This window comes from Dyadobacter pollutisoli, assembly GCF_026625565.1.
Lineage (GTDB): Bacteria > Bacteroidota > Bacteroidia > Cytophagales > Spirosomataceae > Dyadobacter > Dyadobacter pollutisoli.
The window spans coordinates 46,932-60,982 of record NZ_CP112998.1; the positions used below are offsets into that span (position 1 = coordinate 46,932).

General features: G+C 41.9%; 12 protein-coding genes. 3 read left to right on the forward strand and 9 right to left on the reverse strand.

Going from position 1 to position 14,051, the window contains the following annotated elements:
* Positions 1-56 precede the first annotated feature (56 nt).
* A complete protein-coding gene (locus tag ON006_RS00225; RefSeq protein WP_244824711.1) occupies positions 57-1,283 on the forward strand; it encodes a site-specific integrase in 1,227 nt (408 codons plus the stop codon).
* A 420-nt stretch (positions 1,284-1,703) separates the two neighbouring features.
* Here the strand turns inward: ON006_RS00225 and ON006_RS00230 are convergent, their stop codons facing one another.
* From ON006_RS00230 to ON006_RS00245, 4 genes are read right to left on the reverse strand one after another with little or no spacing between them, the layout of a single operon-like run.
* Complete coding sequence (locus ON006_RS00230; protein ID WP_244824710.1) at positions 1,704-4,739, reverse strand: transglycosylase domain-containing protein; 3,036 nt, start codon at positions 4,737-4,739, stop codon at positions 1,704-1,706.
* Entirely contained in the window at positions 4,736-5,515 is a 780-nt protein-coding gene (locus ON006_RS00235) for a hypothetical protein (protein WP_244824709.1), read from the reverse strand. Before ON006_RS00235 ends, ON006_RS00230 begins: the two co-directional genes overlap by 4 nt.
* Positions 5,512-6,801 carry a hypothetical protein gene (locus tag ON006_RS00240; RefSeq protein ID WP_244824708.1) on the reverse strand — a complete coding sequence of 430 codons (1,290 nt, stop codon included), beginning with the start codon at positions 6,799-6,801 and terminating at the stop codon, positions 5,512-5,514. The genes ON006_RS00235 and ON006_RS00240 overlap by 4 nt, the downstream gene beginning before the upstream one ends.
* A 38-nt stretch (positions 6,802-6,839) precedes the next feature.
* Positions 6,840-7,004 carry a hypothetical protein gene (locus ON006_RS00245; RefSeq protein ID WP_267609938.1) on the reverse strand — a complete coding sequence of 55 codons (165 nt, stop codon included), beginning with the start codon at positions 7,002-7,004 and terminating at the stop codon, positions 6,840-6,842.
* 229 nt (positions 7,005-7,233) lie between these two features.
* Here ON006_RS00245 and ON006_RS00250 point away from each other — a divergent pair, with 229 nt between their 5' ends.
* On the forward strand, positions 7,234-8,715 hold the full coding sequence (locus ON006_RS00250) for a hypothetical protein (protein ID WP_244824707.1): 1,482 nt from the start codon (positions 7,234-7,236) through the stop codon (positions 8,713-8,715).
* Positions 8,716-8,786: 71 nt separating this feature from the next.
* Positions 8,787-9,701: a hypothetical protein gene (locus ON006_RS00255; RefSeq protein ID WP_244824706.1), complete on the forward strand. Its 915-nt coding sequence runs from the start codon at positions 8,787-8,789 to the stop codon at positions 9,699-9,701.
* A gap of 344 nt (positions 9,702-10,045) precedes the next feature.
* Here the strand turns inward: ON006_RS00255 and ON006_RS00260 are convergent, their stop codons facing one another.
* The 5 genes from ON006_RS00260 to ON006_RS00280 all read right to left on the reverse strand — a co-directional run bounded on the left by ON006_RS00260 (position 10,046) and on the right by ON006_RS00280 (position 13,606).
* Positions 10,046-10,717, reverse strand: coding sequence for a porin family protein (locus tag ON006_RS00260; RefSeq protein ID WP_244824705.1), 672 nt, complete (start codon positions 10,715-10,717; stop codon positions 10,046-10,048).
* 17 nt (positions 10,718-10,734) lie between these two features.
* A complete protein-coding gene (locus tag ON006_RS00265) occupies positions 10,735-11,385 on the reverse strand; it encodes a hypothetical protein (RefSeq protein ID WP_244824704.1) in 651 nt (216 codons plus the stop codon).
* A gap of 86 nt (positions 11,386-11,471) precedes the next feature.
* Positions 11,472-12,032 (reverse strand): hypothetical protein, encoded by a 561-nt coding sequence (locus tag ON006_RS00270; RefSeq protein WP_244824703.1) that lies wholly within the window; start codon positions 12,030-12,032, stop codon positions 11,472-11,474.
* Between the two features lie 83 nt (positions 12,033-12,115).
* Positions 12,116-12,865, reverse strand: a complete 750-nt coding sequence (locus ON006_RS00275; protein ID WP_244824702.1) for a hypothetical protein — start codon at positions 12,863-12,865, stop codon at positions 12,116-12,118.
* Positions 12,866-12,913: 48 nt separating this feature from the next.
* Complete coding sequence (locus ON006_RS00280) at positions 12,914-13,606, reverse strand: hypothetical protein (protein ID WP_244824701.1); 693 nt, start codon at positions 13,604-13,606, stop codon at positions 12,914-12,916.
* Positions 13,607-14,051 lie beyond the last annotated feature (445 nt).

Below are 14,051 nucleotides of genomic sequence, written 5' to 3' on the forward strand. Positions count from 1 at the left end.
CATCTTGCGTTTCAATGATAACAATTCGATTTTTGTTCATCTTAAACATTTTTACCATGTTAGAAACAAGCTTCGGGTTGAACTTCTTTTTGAAGACCCCACGCAATGAAAGTCCAGACGGAACCAGGCATATTTATATGCGGATCACCGTGAATCGCCAACCTCGGGACATCGCCACGAAAAGAGTATGGCACCCGTCCAAATGGAACATCCGCGCAGGACGGGCCACTGGAAACAAGGAAGATTCTAAAGAATTAAACAGTTACCTGGACTCCCTATCTGCGAAAGTTTTTCAGGCCAAAAAAGCTCTGCTGGAAGCGGACAAGGAAGTTACTGCGGATGCAATCAAGAATTTGCTCCTAGGAAAAGAGGATGACAAACGGACGATCCTAAAGATTTTTAGGGAACATAACGACCAAATTGCAGCATTGGTCGGTGCTGATTTTGCCCCAGGCACGCTCGAACGATATGAGACTTCTCTCAAGCATACGCGAGAGTACATTAAATGGAAGTACAATGAGGAGGATTTTGATATCAAGAAGTTGGACTATGAGTTCATCTCACAATTTGAATTCTGGTTCAAAGCCAAAAAGAAGATCAGTCATAATACGACAATGAAGTATTTGGCAAATTTTAAAAAGATCGTTCTGCTTTGTGTTAAGAGAGGTTGGCTCATGCGTGATCCATTTTATGCCTTTAAGTTCTCGAAGAGAGAGGTTGATAGGCAAGCGTTAACCGAAAGCGAGTTGAAAAAGGTCTGGGAAAAGGATATGGGGGATGGGCGTTTGTCATACGTGAAGGATATATTTCTGTTTTGCTGCTATACTGGACTTGCATATGCAGATGTATACAAATTAAAGCGAACGGAGATAGTTGAAGGTATTGACGGCGGCAAGTGGATTACCACGAAACGCCAGAAGACGGACACTCCTTCGCGAATTCCACTGCTCCCAATGTCGCTGGAGATTATGGAAAAGTATGAGGATCATCCGCAGTGTGAAAATGAGAATAGGGTGCTGCCGGTGCTTTCGAACCAGAAAATGAACTCTTACTTGAAGGAGATTGCGGATTTATGTGGGATTAAGAAGAATATCACCTTCCACTTGGCTCGGCATACATTCGCGACAACTGTTACTTTGACGAATGGAGTGCCGATTGAGAGTGTTTCAAAGATGCTGGGGCATCGGAATATTAAGACTACTCAGCAATATGCGAAAATTGTGGATAGGAAGATTAGTGATGATATGAGTAGATTGAAAGAAATTTTAACCAGCAGAAAGTAAGCCTGTGAATGCGATGATGAAAAAGCAGCTAAAATCGAAGCTCGCTCTAGTATGGGCATCTAACCGACATGCTTAGGGTCAGGGGCGAATGCTTAAAGTCTTTGCAAGGCGTTAAAAGTAATTAATTTACGACAAATGATAGCGGATCGAAATCTCCGCTATTTTTGTTTTGAACTAGTCTAGCGGATTGATTCCAGAGTAGATTCTCCGCCAACATCTAAAAAATTTGCTGATTTCGGTGGGCAATTCGAGACCATCATTAAAGAAAGTTCAGAATGTGCATCTTTTGTTATTTGGCCGAATTCTCTGGTTCAAAATGGTTGTCGGTTGGGGACATCTATAGCGGCAAAATTTCTGAATAATTTCAAAGAAAATTAAATAACTAGTTAAAAAGATTGTAATAAGGAAAGCTTTTACCCTTTAATTTTTTTGTAATTCTGAGTAGATCATCGCACCAAACACGCCTGCGGTCCTGACGCCCGATCCAAAAGGGATGGGTGGGGTTTCATTCAGTTCCAGTCTGCCTTTCTCGACTTTTCCGTAGGAAGTCCAGGTAACTACCAGAATTTGTCCATCGCAGAGAACGGTATAGCCATGAGTCGATTGATCACTCGTCCCAGTCTTGGCATAAAATCGCTTGTTTTGGGGCAATAGGTCACGAATGTGGGTTCCGGTTCCGCCGGGCAACATTGTTTTTTCCAAGGCGCGCCTGATGATTTGTGTGTTGAGCTTACCATACACCTCTTTACCAATAACGGTGTAGTTCGTTGTTGTGTCTTTATCCGGATCGTAAGCCGCCAGCAAAGATGTCAATTCGATATAGTTACCGTCATTAAAGAGAGTTTGATAAGCCTGCGCAATTTCGTATAGTGTCATTCTCCGGGACCCAAGCGGATAATTTAGTTCATACTCCATTCTCTTGGATCGATCGCTAAAATTCAGCGACCTGTCTTCCGAAATATTCATTCGCAAAAACCGACGCTCTATATTTTTAAACAGGTCAATCGGATCCGTGATTTCCGAGATATTTGCCATAGGCGCATTGAGGGATACGCTCAATATTTTCTCGATACCCACATATTTTTCTGAAAAACGCTTGCTGTAATTATTGGGGGTTAATCTGTCGTTCAGCCTGCCGTCGAACAACTTTATTTGGTCGGGTTTCCACCCATCTTCCAGCATTTCCAGAATCACAAACGGCTTGATAATGCTCCCTACCGGATTTCCCTCGGAAAAACGGGTCAATTCGGTCACTCCTTCTCCTCCGTAATGGGCAATAATGTGGCCTTTCTTTACATCAACTACCAGTGCGGCAGCATATAGGTTGTATTCGCCTAGTCGGATGTTTTGCTGAAACCTGGCATGAAACCGCCTGTAAGCCGTAGTCACCTTCCGCTGGTTCAATAAAGATATGGAGGTCACAAAGGTCTTGCCTTTTAAAGGCGTTTTATCTATTTCTTTTTTTAAAAATTCATTTGTGGTTGTTTCACTCCGGGTGTTGAAAGGCTCGTTAATAAATCTCAGGTCAGCTGATCCCAAGTTAGCCAGGTCTTGTGGGGTAATTAAATCTTGTTCAAACCACCTTCGCGCCACGGATAGCAAAGCGGCTCTGACTTCATTTCTGTAAAGGCCAGTATCGCGGGTCTTTATCCATTTGTCACCGATTTTGTAAACGCTGCCGGCTTTCAATGTTGAAATCAAATACATCATCTCCAGTGCATTCAGTTTGTTTAGCGGCTGTCCAAAAGTGGCCAGACTGGCCTTGGATACACCACTGTGACCCGCTCCCCCATTGAGACCTACTCTGTTCAGGTATTGCGTGACGATCTGATCAGGATGGGACTGAAAAGACAATTGAAATGAAGCGATCGCTTCTGAAAATTTCCTTTGAACATCCTGAGGGAAGGATCTTTGGAAAGCATTATTTTTCACCAACTGCGCATTGAGATTCGAGCCTCCGCCTCCCGAAATGAAACGGTAGAACATGGCTAGTGACACGCCGTGCCAGTTTGAGAGGTTGGGTGAAAGTGCATATTGAATATTAAAATCCCGGTCCTCCTGAATGAAAAGGCACTTCAAGAAAAATTCCGGTACCTCCGATTTGGCAATCGGGATACAGTCGTTTAACCCTTTTGATTCGATAAAAATCGGGTTGCCCAGCTCATCCACTACCGAATTGATATAATTCTCATTTTGGTTATGGAATTTTACCGGCCACAAACCAAAGACGACAATAGCCGAACATATAAAGGCAAACATTGGCGCGATGGCAATAAGGGTCACTTTTGCCATCCATCCGAGAAACCGGGACGCGGCTGCGACCTGAAAGTTTGGTATTGCTCGATGGTATTTTTTCGCCCAGAGGACAGAGACTGTGTATCCAGACAAATAGGTAACAATATGGATGAAGATATAAACGCAGGCGCCCGTAGCAATAAAGAAAAGCAAAAAAAATAGAACCTCGGGCTTTAAAAACAACAGCAATACAGACAACACGGCCAGGCAAATCCAAATCGTAATTTCTGTTGCCTGACTGATTAACCTGCCGGTTGTTAATAAATACTCCGGCTTTTCCGAGAGCATCACCACACCCAGATAGTTAAACCCTTTTGAGAGCATTACACGCAGGACAAAAAAGAAAGAGCCAGTACACAAAAGCAGAACCATCGCCACAGACAAGGTATCTTCATAAAACTGCGCGCCGCAAAAAAATGGTACATGAAGACAAACACCCAATCCATAAGTCAGCAGAACAGTCCTGATTGGAGAGAAAATGACTTTTGACTCGACTGCATTCAGTGTGGTATAGCTGGGTAGTGAGATGCGATAAGTAGTGGTCTTCAATAGGTGAATGTGCGTAATCGCAAGAAAATAACAGATTGTGGAAATCTTATCTGCTGCCAAGTAAAGCAAATGGGCGATTCCCGATAGTCCTGATATCTTTTGGGTATAAAAAATAACCTCGGTAAGCATGATCAAGAAAACAGACACCAGGCCGAAACACAAAACGTCTCCTTCCGAAAACTTATCTTCACCGTATTTACTGTTAAAACGCATCATGACACTGCGGATCGCGACAATAATTAAGTAGGAAGCCAGAAACTGCAGTGCAGGCGTGAAAAGTAAACCGGTGACCAAATTGTCAAAAGAAAGTGGGCTTTGCAGATCACTGTTAAACTTGTATACGCCACGTGACTGGATAAAGAAAGAGACCAGGTCATTTGATAATAAATGGGCTGTGAATGCTACACTGAATTTATAGAATAAGATGCCCACAACAGAAATGCAGCAAACGGTAACGAAAGTCGTCGCGATCTGGCCAAGATCTACAAAAGTTTGCGGAACGCCGGTACGAAATGTCTTTCTGATCAGGAATCTCCAGAAATCAGGAAGTAGCAGGAATACGCTGCCCAACAGAAAAATATAGCTGATCAGCGCCAGCAGCAACAGCATCATAGTTCTACCGGGATAGACAGGTTATCTATGAACTGTACATTCGCATCAAATTTCAGCTCCTTAAAAAGAGCTTCCCAAAAAGATCTTACGTCGCGCACACTAACTCTGCCTTTTGACTCCGATTTTAAAACAATGATGACTTTCGTGCGGCCTTTTATCGACTGACTTTTGAATTTCTGCAGAACTGCTGGCTCAATCATTTTATCGATGGCGGACGAAACTTCATCCTGACCCGGAATTTTCTTATAGAAATTGACAAGCCGATTGTTTTCAACGAGGTCGCTAAACAGGATTATGACATTGTCTGACTTGGGATTGCAGTAGTTGATGGATTTGAAAAGGGTATTGGCGATGTTGCTCTGGCTGGTCATCACGGGATCTTCCGACAAGAGCTTGTATTCCGTTAGCTTTTTTTGCACCAGCTTTACAAGTGGGGCAGGGCTGGACTGAATTTCAACGGCAGAATTACTTTGTCCTTTTTGATTAATAGAAATATTTTCTGTTTCTAATTCAAGTGCGTCTTTCCCTGATAAGTGTGCAAAAGACAGCGAGAATTTCTGACAGACATCGATTGTAGCCAAACCTGTCTCTGCCATAAATTTGGGAAGATGTTTGCCGAGGTCGTTCTCTATTTCGGTATACAGTTTCGGGTCACTCACATCAATAAGCAAAACAGCTTCTCTCTGACTGATATTTTTACATTTTGTGATTGGATCACAGCCGGAGAATATGAAAACAAGCGTGATTAACGGGAATACAATTGCTCCAGTTTTCATAATGGTTGGATGTTATAATGTTTACAAATGTCTTTGACGGTCGGCCATGGCGGTGTGGTCATCGAATGTTGCTTGATGATATCGCTGTTACGCAGATACTCGAAATCTGTCTGATAAGTCTGCAGCTCTTTTTCAATGAATTTAAATTTTGTTTCACGCTCAATTTTCAGAGCTGCGGTCTGACTGTCGATTAAAAGAATATCCTCTTTCAACTTGCTAAGATCCTTCAGGTAGCCCTGAAGTGTATTCGTGATTTTAGCCAATGTCTCAGTTTGCATCTTTTTCAGCAGATCAATGCGCTGATCTGTATCTTTTATCTGTCCTTTAAGTTGAAGCCGCTGATCGTGAAATGTTTTTTCCGGAGGCTCAGGCAAAGGGTCGGTTTGCACTACCGGTTGTTCTGCGGGCTTTGTATCAACTGTAAAAATCTGCATACCAATAAAAAGAATTACACACAGGATTGCCTGCAGATACTCATTGGAGCGGTAGAATTCCACCCATACCGGATGTTCGGCCCGGGGCAGGATTTTAGTTGCCCCAGTCGCCCCGGCGATTGACCATTGATTGGCAATGTCAGCGGCCGGAACATTGGCAGGGTATACTATATTCAGGATTGGGGGCAAAGCAATCATCACTACCAAAATGAACAAAGTAAGGCTCAAGTAGAGCTTATAATATGTTTTGGGTGTCTTCTTGTTCAGGAAGGAAACATATTCGATCAAAAGAATGACGATTCCAAAGTAGAAGCTTCGGACCGCCAGATCAATATAACCCTTGGTTTCCCGCAAGGCACTCCATTGAATGATCAGCATTACGCCTTCTGTAATCGCCCATTTTGCCAGAAAGCTCCCGAGGATCTGCCATTTATCATTTTGCTTGTTTGTTGTCGGTTTCTGCTCCTGAATGATGGCCGGGTTTTCGTTTGGTAACAAACCTCTGAGACGCATATCTTTTTCAAGTTCTTCCAGCTGCGTTTCCTGATCTATTAGGCTTTCTTCCTCGTCCGTAACTTTAATGTTTCCTACTTCTGCCTCATCCTTGGCTTCCTTTTCAAGCGAGTCGGTCACTGTTCCGTACAGGAGCATTTCTTTTTTGAGTGTCGCCTTCCTCAGGCTCAGTTCTTGGGATTTTTGATCGATTTTGGGCAGTTCTCCCATATACTGCGGTTGATTGAGGATTTCCTTTTGCCCGATATCGAACAGATAATTGCCATCTGTATCGATGCGCGGGTAGCTGCCGAATCTGAGATCCTTTGCAGCGCAATTGTGGATTAGCAGGTCGTTCATCGTTCTCGTTGATTTAAACTGGAAATTTTGAAACAATGCTATTGCTCGGAAGCCCATACAAGTAAGTTCCGGATCTTCTCCAGTATGAGCCGTCTGTCCGTGTCGTGCTGTAAGTTAATCCCTGACTTCACGGCACTTTCTACAGTGCTTTTCGTTGCTGGCGGATTGGCAATGGTTTTGTCATAAAGATCTGTTGTTTTCATGTTGTTAGGCTTGGTGGTTTGAGATAACTGTTTATGTAATTATATTACAAGTTACCTCCGCAGCAAAACAACCGCAATACATTTAGAGGTTATGAATTTGAGGGTAAAAAATACCCTCACGAATTGGAATCGACCTCCCTGAAAATCAGGTAAGATTTTTTTGCAGAAATGAACTTCAAAAATTTCCACTGTCTTTTTTTGGTTGTCCCCAAAATTTCTTTGTCCTGAAATGAAAATATACGCTCGTAAAATCGACACGGGAAATAGACAGATTTTTAAGATGATTTTTTGGGTGAAATTTCAGATGATTTTTTATATTTTGTGTCGGCAATACTACGGCCATACTCTTCCTCTACTTTTACATCAAGAATGCATTATGGCAAAAAAAGGTAAACTTAAAGCTCTATCTTCTAACATTCATTTTAAAATACTTTGGGGAGTTTACGATCGCTTTTTTGTAAGAAAACGAGAGGACTCGGCAATGGACCATTTAGTTACGCATGGTGAGTTTGGTAGCTTTGTTGATCAGGTTGTAACAGACATTTGCGATTACATAACTAAATGCTACACCGAAGACACCAAATTCAGATCGCTTGTTGATCAAAGGCATGAACTGAAAGATGTAAAAGGAATCATATTAAATACTCAAAAGAACGGCATAAAACCGGGAGGCGGGACAAAGCTCGTAGAGGCAACTTCATTCAGAAAATTCGAGAAAGATCTTCTTCCAAATTTTTATCATCATTTTGATATTAATCTGGACAATAGTATTCCTGATTCTCATTTGCAAGTCCTATGCCTTTACGGTTTTCATAAACCATACAGTGAAGTTTCGGAAAATAAGGACATGTATATACAAGACGGATATATAAGGCTAATTCCGACGAAGGTAAGAGATGAGTTCTCCGCGACACTGAGAGGTGTGATCGAGTCTTTTGAAGAGGCAAATAAAAAAAGCAGGTCAAGAGCTTTGACTAATCTTGCTATCGGAATATTTCAACGGAAGACGCAGCGTGACTGTGAGAACCTCGCCAAGGGTGAAATTCACCTTGATAAACAGGAATATCTCGGTGAACTGGCCCGCTTAATGGAAATCTGCGAAATGGGATTTGGCATTAGCATTCCGGATTTTAATACAATATGGAGTATGCCGCCCGGGCAGATTAATCAAGCACTGGGACAGCCTATTCTAGAAAGCAACAAAAGGCAGTCAGAAGGACTTTCCAACGAGCATATGCCGGATAGAAGACCTTTTCGCTACATCAGAATTTTCTTTGTTGAAGAAGGCAGCGGTGGGGTTTTGGAACTGTCGAACGCCGACACCGAAATCATTAGAAATCAATTGAGGTATAACGTTCGTGTATATATCATTTTCAAAAGTGCCTGGTATTCCCTTTCTTCTGAGGAGCTCCAGGCCATGGACTTTGCCGTTCTCAAAATTGATGGATGGCCTGCGCTGATGACGACCAAATTCGCAGGAGAGGAGACCGAAGGCGTGTTTTTCTCAGACGAAAAAAATGCTGAGGAATACTATATGGCCAATTTGGATAAAATATTAATTCCAGGCAACCGTCATTATATTTTTGAACCTATGCTTGGTGACGATGAAAATGAAGTTAGTCTTGGTCCGTGTTTAACGGAAACCGGCCTGGCAGGGGTAAAAGCGTACCTCAGAGAAATTTATACAAAGAGCTCGCCCTTTTTTCGTTAGCGGTAGTCAAATTTTGTAATCTTTAATGACGTTAAGAATAAATGACAGCAGGGTACAGTTTTGAAGATCAAATGCTTTTTGAAAATGAAAAGTCGCTGATCAATTTCCTGGATAACAGGATCAATCAACAAGGGAAGGGTGAAGTCACCATTATTTGTGCAGGTCATTTTATCATTCTTCCAGATAGCGAAAACAAACATCTTATACCCGGTATTTTCGAAACCGGGATTGAAACGGGAATGGAGTCTGCACAAAATACGATCGGGATATTTCCTATATATACCTGGAAGATTGGATGCGGCATTCTGGAACGAACAAAAAAACTTGGCCAATCGAGCAAGTTGTCTTTACTTGTAAATGATTGGCAACTGGTACCACGGGATCAGGAAAGACGGGCCGCTGAACCAAACAGATTTCGTTCCGAATTTTATGATAATTTCAAGGCCCTACCCGACATTTATCAAAAAGTGTTTGACCAGCACAACTTAAACCTTGATAATGATTTATATCATTCGGAAAATGACGAGTTTTACCTCAGGGAAGTTGGATTGAGGGATAGATTTGTCAGATATATAAACCGTCTTTTTAAAAAACAATCAAAGATTGCAATAGCTTCCTGTTCACTAAATTTGGATGATTGTGGCAACGTTTTGTTTAAAAAGGAAGATGAATCATCTTATCCGCTTCTTCGAAATGGCCGTACCGATTGCATTGGTGGTATTGCTCAGATGATTATGGATATCAGCGATAAACTGAGAAAAGACAGAGGGCATAGTTCCGTTAACTTTATCAATCTTTTGCCACGGAGCTGTATCAAGCCGGTGAATGTTGGATCCGAGTTTGCCATAGAGACCCTTAAAAAGAACAAAAATCAACGAGTAAGTGTGATCAATATATTTTTTAATGGTATTGGGCCGCTTCGGGAAGCAGACTTTTATGAAATTTATGGCAGGGAGGTGGTGGGGTATGAGTTTAATACAAAATAGCGGACTAAATGTATTGATGGTGTAAAGAGGGTCAGTAAAATGTCAAGTGTGTTATTGAAGTTTCTTTTTGGCTCGTCCATTCAGATCAGAGTCGCTTACCTCTTTGTTAGATGAGGCATATTCTAAATATTGTAAGATTTTTGAGCTTTACGAAACAACGCTTCCAGTGGCAAACGGAAACTACCGTCCTGGCTCAATGGCGATTGCTCAGGTAATAAAAGTACAACTTTAGAAAAGCAGTTAACAAAGGACGTTAATCCCCCATGATGTAGCAGGTCAACTAGCCAAGTCACCCTATTCTTATCTTTGTTTCCATGTTTCCGATGTTTTTCGACCAGGAAACATTACTGCTTTTTACTGTTAAAGTAAAAGTGGATACCTCCCATGGCAGCATGATTATACAGGCTGTTTCCTTCCGCATAAATCCCTTTTTCGGTAATTTTGGCAACGCTCCGGAAAGCATAGGAATAACGTGCATGGAAACCTAAGCCAAACCAAAATGTATATTCCAGTCCTGCCACTCCAGACAACGTGTTACCCATAAGATAATCTGATTTAACATCGGTATTGCCTTTTACGAAAGCATTGCGCTTCGCTGAAACTAACCTACTAACCTGCGGACCAACAACTAGACCAAGGCCACCGACTTTGACCCTTAACAAAAGAGGTATATTAATGGATGCCAGCGATTCGGAAACATCGGGTTCGGTCGTGGAATTCGAGCCATTGAATTCCTCCTCTCGCGAAAACCAGTCATATCCAGCAGTTGAATAAAGTATTTCAGGCTGAACGGAGAGGGTCTTGGACAGTCTTACATCGGAAGTTAAACCTGCATGATAAAACAAGGTTTTCGACGGATAACGTATTTTATAATTATGTGCTGAGAAATAATTTTCACCAACAATCAATGACCCGTTCAGCCCCGTCTTTATGCCAAACCGGAGAACTTGTGCAGAACCTGGGAACCCATCGCAAAACAAGACGACGCACACGATACCAATGAACTTTTTAACCATAAAATCCAGATTTAGTTTTAAAATTCTCTGCCCGAATTTATTCTTAGAGTATAAATCAAAAACCGGTTAACCTGATCGCCATCCTGTGCGTAATTAATATCTTTTGCGAAGTTATTGTTCAGGCCATCCAAAAGAATCGGCTTCAGGAATCGTTGGATACCTTCGTTAGTTCTAAGAATGGCTATGGCATCTTCCTCTAAAGAACTGATAATAAGAATAGTATTGGGCGTTATCTGACCTGTAATACCCTTAGTGCTGAATCTTGGATCACTGTCATTATCATCATAAGTGATATGAATCTCATTATTAGTAGATCGAATCGGATTGACGGCGAAAGCAGTTGTAAAACCCTCAAGCCCGAATGGTACTTCTTTGGTCTCTGGCAAGATAAGGTCTGTACTATCGATGTACGCGAATGAATTGAAATAGGGAGTTCCCCCTCTTTCGACCAAATTCACCTCATAGAGTTTGCCATCTGTTTTATCAAGAATATCCATATACACCCCACCAATTCCACGCAAGAAAATGTCGATTTGGATTTTTTTGATCTCTCCATCAATAGACTCTTTTACGATCGGATCCACCTCCTTGTTCTGGCAACTGCCCACAACAATTAAACAGGGAACTATCAGCAGAATATTTAAAAAGAACCTTGAAAAACAGTTCATACACATAATTTTTAAGTGGATTGAGAATTTAAACAAAAATTCATTTCAACGTTAAATGAACATCCAAGTCATTGTCCCTTTTTCCATCAGAGATTCCGTCTCTTCGCGGAAAACTCTCCGTCTGTTATGGACGGCTGCTTAGAATCGAAAACATGATTTGCATTAACTGTAAATTTGCCCTTAACCCTGTCCTCCGTTATATCTGTCAAAAGGATTGTAACACCGCCAGATAGATTGAAACTCTTACTTTGTATAATCAAATCATCTGTTGGAGCCTTAAAATCAGCATAGGAATACGTGTTCGGTGTTTTTGGATCAATAGAAGTATAGTCCTTGTTAGCTACATATTTTTCATTGGTATTAAAGTGAATTGAAAAACTGGGAGCGTCTCCGGTTACGGTTGATAACCCAAGTTGAAAACGATATCCTGCCGTTTCGTAGCCCATAAATCTGCATTCTAAATCCCATTTGCCTTTGGCATTAGCCTGCGATACCTCCTTACCGTCTACTTTGAATTTAACGAAGTCAGCACTTGGCTCAACGTCATCACTTCCACCTTTACAGGAAAATAGAAAAATAGACAATGTGAGAATTAGTAATAGTCTGAAAAATAAACTTGCAATTTTTAATGGAGGCTGTTGTTTCATGATTGATTTTGTTGAAGGTGAGTAAAATAACTGCTCTTACCGTTTAAAAACTTATCCCCCGATCTTCGCCACGGGATCGGTTTTCAATCGGGAATGTATACGAAGTACTCAAAAGTGCCGTCGGGTTGAGGATCTGTGGTTTTAAGGATATCTTTCGTCAGCTCTCGAATAATCATATAGTTAGTTTCTTCATTGATTGGCTCCCCATCTTCCCAATAGACGAAACGGTCGGTTTTCGTCGAATGCCATTTCCAATTTCCCATTGCGGACTCCACAGCATGGCCTTTGCTTAAAAATTGTGCGAAATAAGTTCCTGATGCGGAAATCAGAACAGTCGCTTTATCAGCACCTAAATCGTTGTCAAGCAATATTGCTCCGCTCTCATCGGTGGTCAAAGACCAACTACGTGAAAGCAGTTTCGTTTTATCGCTAGCATCGACAAGAGTAGACTTTACAGCGCTGATTGCCAACCATTTACCTGAAAAAGCCAGTTTGAAACTAATCTTATCCTGCGTAATCTTGATTTCGGACATAGTACCGAAGTTTGCAAGCGAAATTTCTGTGTTGCTTGTCACTTTAAACGTGCCTGTAACGGTCGTATCCGTGATACTGTAAATGATAAAGCTGCTGTCCGACAGAAACTCCAGAAAGGCATTGTCTGTCATTGTCCGGCCGGAGCTTGTTTCGACGATCCATTTGCCCAGAATGTCGGTTTGCAACTTCTCGTTTCCGGATAGATCATCTGGGTCAGGAAGTTCATGATCTTTTGAACAGGATGTTGCGAGGGCAAAGACGACGAGTATTTGCAGGACGGTAGAAATGGCTTTTTTCATAGAGAGATTAGTATAATAGATTTGGATGCTTGGAATAATTTAATTTCATTAGTCAATGCCAAATGAGTAAGCATCAATTGAGTTGGCGCTCCCGATAAGTTTTGCCGCGAAGAAATATTCTCCTTTTCCAAGCTTGACAGATGGTACAAGTTTGAACACCCCCTCACCTGCTGAAATCATGTTACAGGCAATCGTATTATTTCCTGACTTGGCACCTGTGGGGCGAGCGGTCAGGTTGCCAGCAATGCGCTTGCTCTTGTGAATTTTCGCCTTGTGTAAAACAAACTCTGGTGCAGAGCCGCCTGTATTGACCACAAATTGCAAGCTATCATTGGCTGCTTTTCGGTAGACGGCTTTCATGCCCTCGATTTCATACTGAGCGGTTGTGCCGAAAGGGGACGCTTTAAAGCCCATATTGGCTATCCCCTTGTCTAATGGCTCAATCTTGTTTCCTGCGCTGTTCACGACATATAGTTGGTTAATTAATCCAACCTTTGGCGTCTTGCCCGCCACAGGAGTGTTCGGTCTGGTATCATTGGGCGCCAAGGTTTGTCGCTTTGGCTGGGTTTGTTTCTCTTGCATTGCTGCGATCAGCTCGTCAGGAACTTTCTGGGCTTTAAGACTGATCAACCCACTCGTCGACAGATCAAACTGCCCCTCAGCGGTATTGATGGTAGTCAGGATAATGGACTTGTCCAACCCCGCCTTCACCAGCGAGATTATTTTCTGATTGGTCAACACTTCAGGTTTAGTTTGAGCGTGTGCAAACTGGATGGAACAGAACGCGAACATTAAGACGGTGGCTAAACACAAGCCCCTTGATTTGAACAACGCTGATAGAAACATTTAGCTGTGGTGGATTATAATGGATAAAACATTCATAAAAGGAATGGAATTACTAAGGAGGCGCTTGCACGCAATTGGAAAAGACCACCCAGTCGTCCAAAGGCTTGAGGCTGATTTCACTAGCAAGATTTCTGATTGAATTGAGTTTACATTTCCAAAAAAAATGTATTTACCCATACGCATTCCAGACCTGGTCGTGAATCCGGCTATAACAGCCCTGAATCTGGAAAAAAATGCTTTTGAGGAATAGAATTTTATTGGATCTTACAAGTTCTCTTTAAAAGACGTGCTGTGCTCCAAGATTTGATCACCATTTTCTTGTATATTGACAGATAGAAGA

Coding starts and splice junctions, on each gene's coding strand:
- ON006_RS00250 (WP_244824707.1), top strand. CDS start 7,234: ATGAAAATATACGCTCGTAAAATCGACACGGGAAATAGACAGATTTTT.
- ON006_RS00275 (WP_244824702.1), bottom strand. CDS start 12,865: ATGAAAAAAGCCATTTCTACCGTCCTGCAAATACTCGTCGTCTTTGCC.
- ON006_RS00255 (WP_244824706.1), top strand. CDS start 8,787: ATGCTTTTTGAAAATGAAAAGTCGCTGATCAATTTCCTGGATAACAGG.
- ON006_RS00230 (WP_244824710.1), bottom strand. CDS start 4,739: ATGATGCTGTTGCTGCTGGCGCTGATCAGCTATATTTTTCTGTTGGGC.
- ON006_RS00265 (WP_244824704.1), bottom strand. CDS start 11,385: ATGAACTGTTTTTCAAGGTTCTTTTTAAATATTCTGCTGATAGTTCCC.
- ON006_RS00225 (WP_244824711.1), top strand. CDS start 57: ATGTTAGAAACAAGCTTCGGGTTGAACTTCTTTTTGAAGACCCCACGC.
- ON006_RS00270 (WP_244824703.1), bottom strand. CDS start 12,032: ATGAAACAACAGCCTCCATTAAAAATTGCAAGTTTATTTTTCAGACTA.
- ON006_RS00240 (WP_244824708.1), bottom strand. CDS start 6,801: ATGAACGACCTGCTAATCCACAATTGCGCTGCAAAGGATCTCAGATTC.
- ON006_RS00235 (WP_244824709.1), bottom strand. CDS start 5,515: ATGAAAACTGGAGCAATTGTATTCCCGTTAATCACGCTTGTTTTCATA.
- ON006_RS00260 (WP_244824705.1), bottom strand. CDS start 10,717: ATGGTTAAAAAGTTCATTGGTATCGTGTGCGTCGTCTTGTTTTGCGAT.
- ON006_RS00245 (WP_267609938.1), bottom strand. CDS start 7,004: ATGAAAACAACAGATCTTTATGACAAAACCATTGCCAATCCGCCAGCA.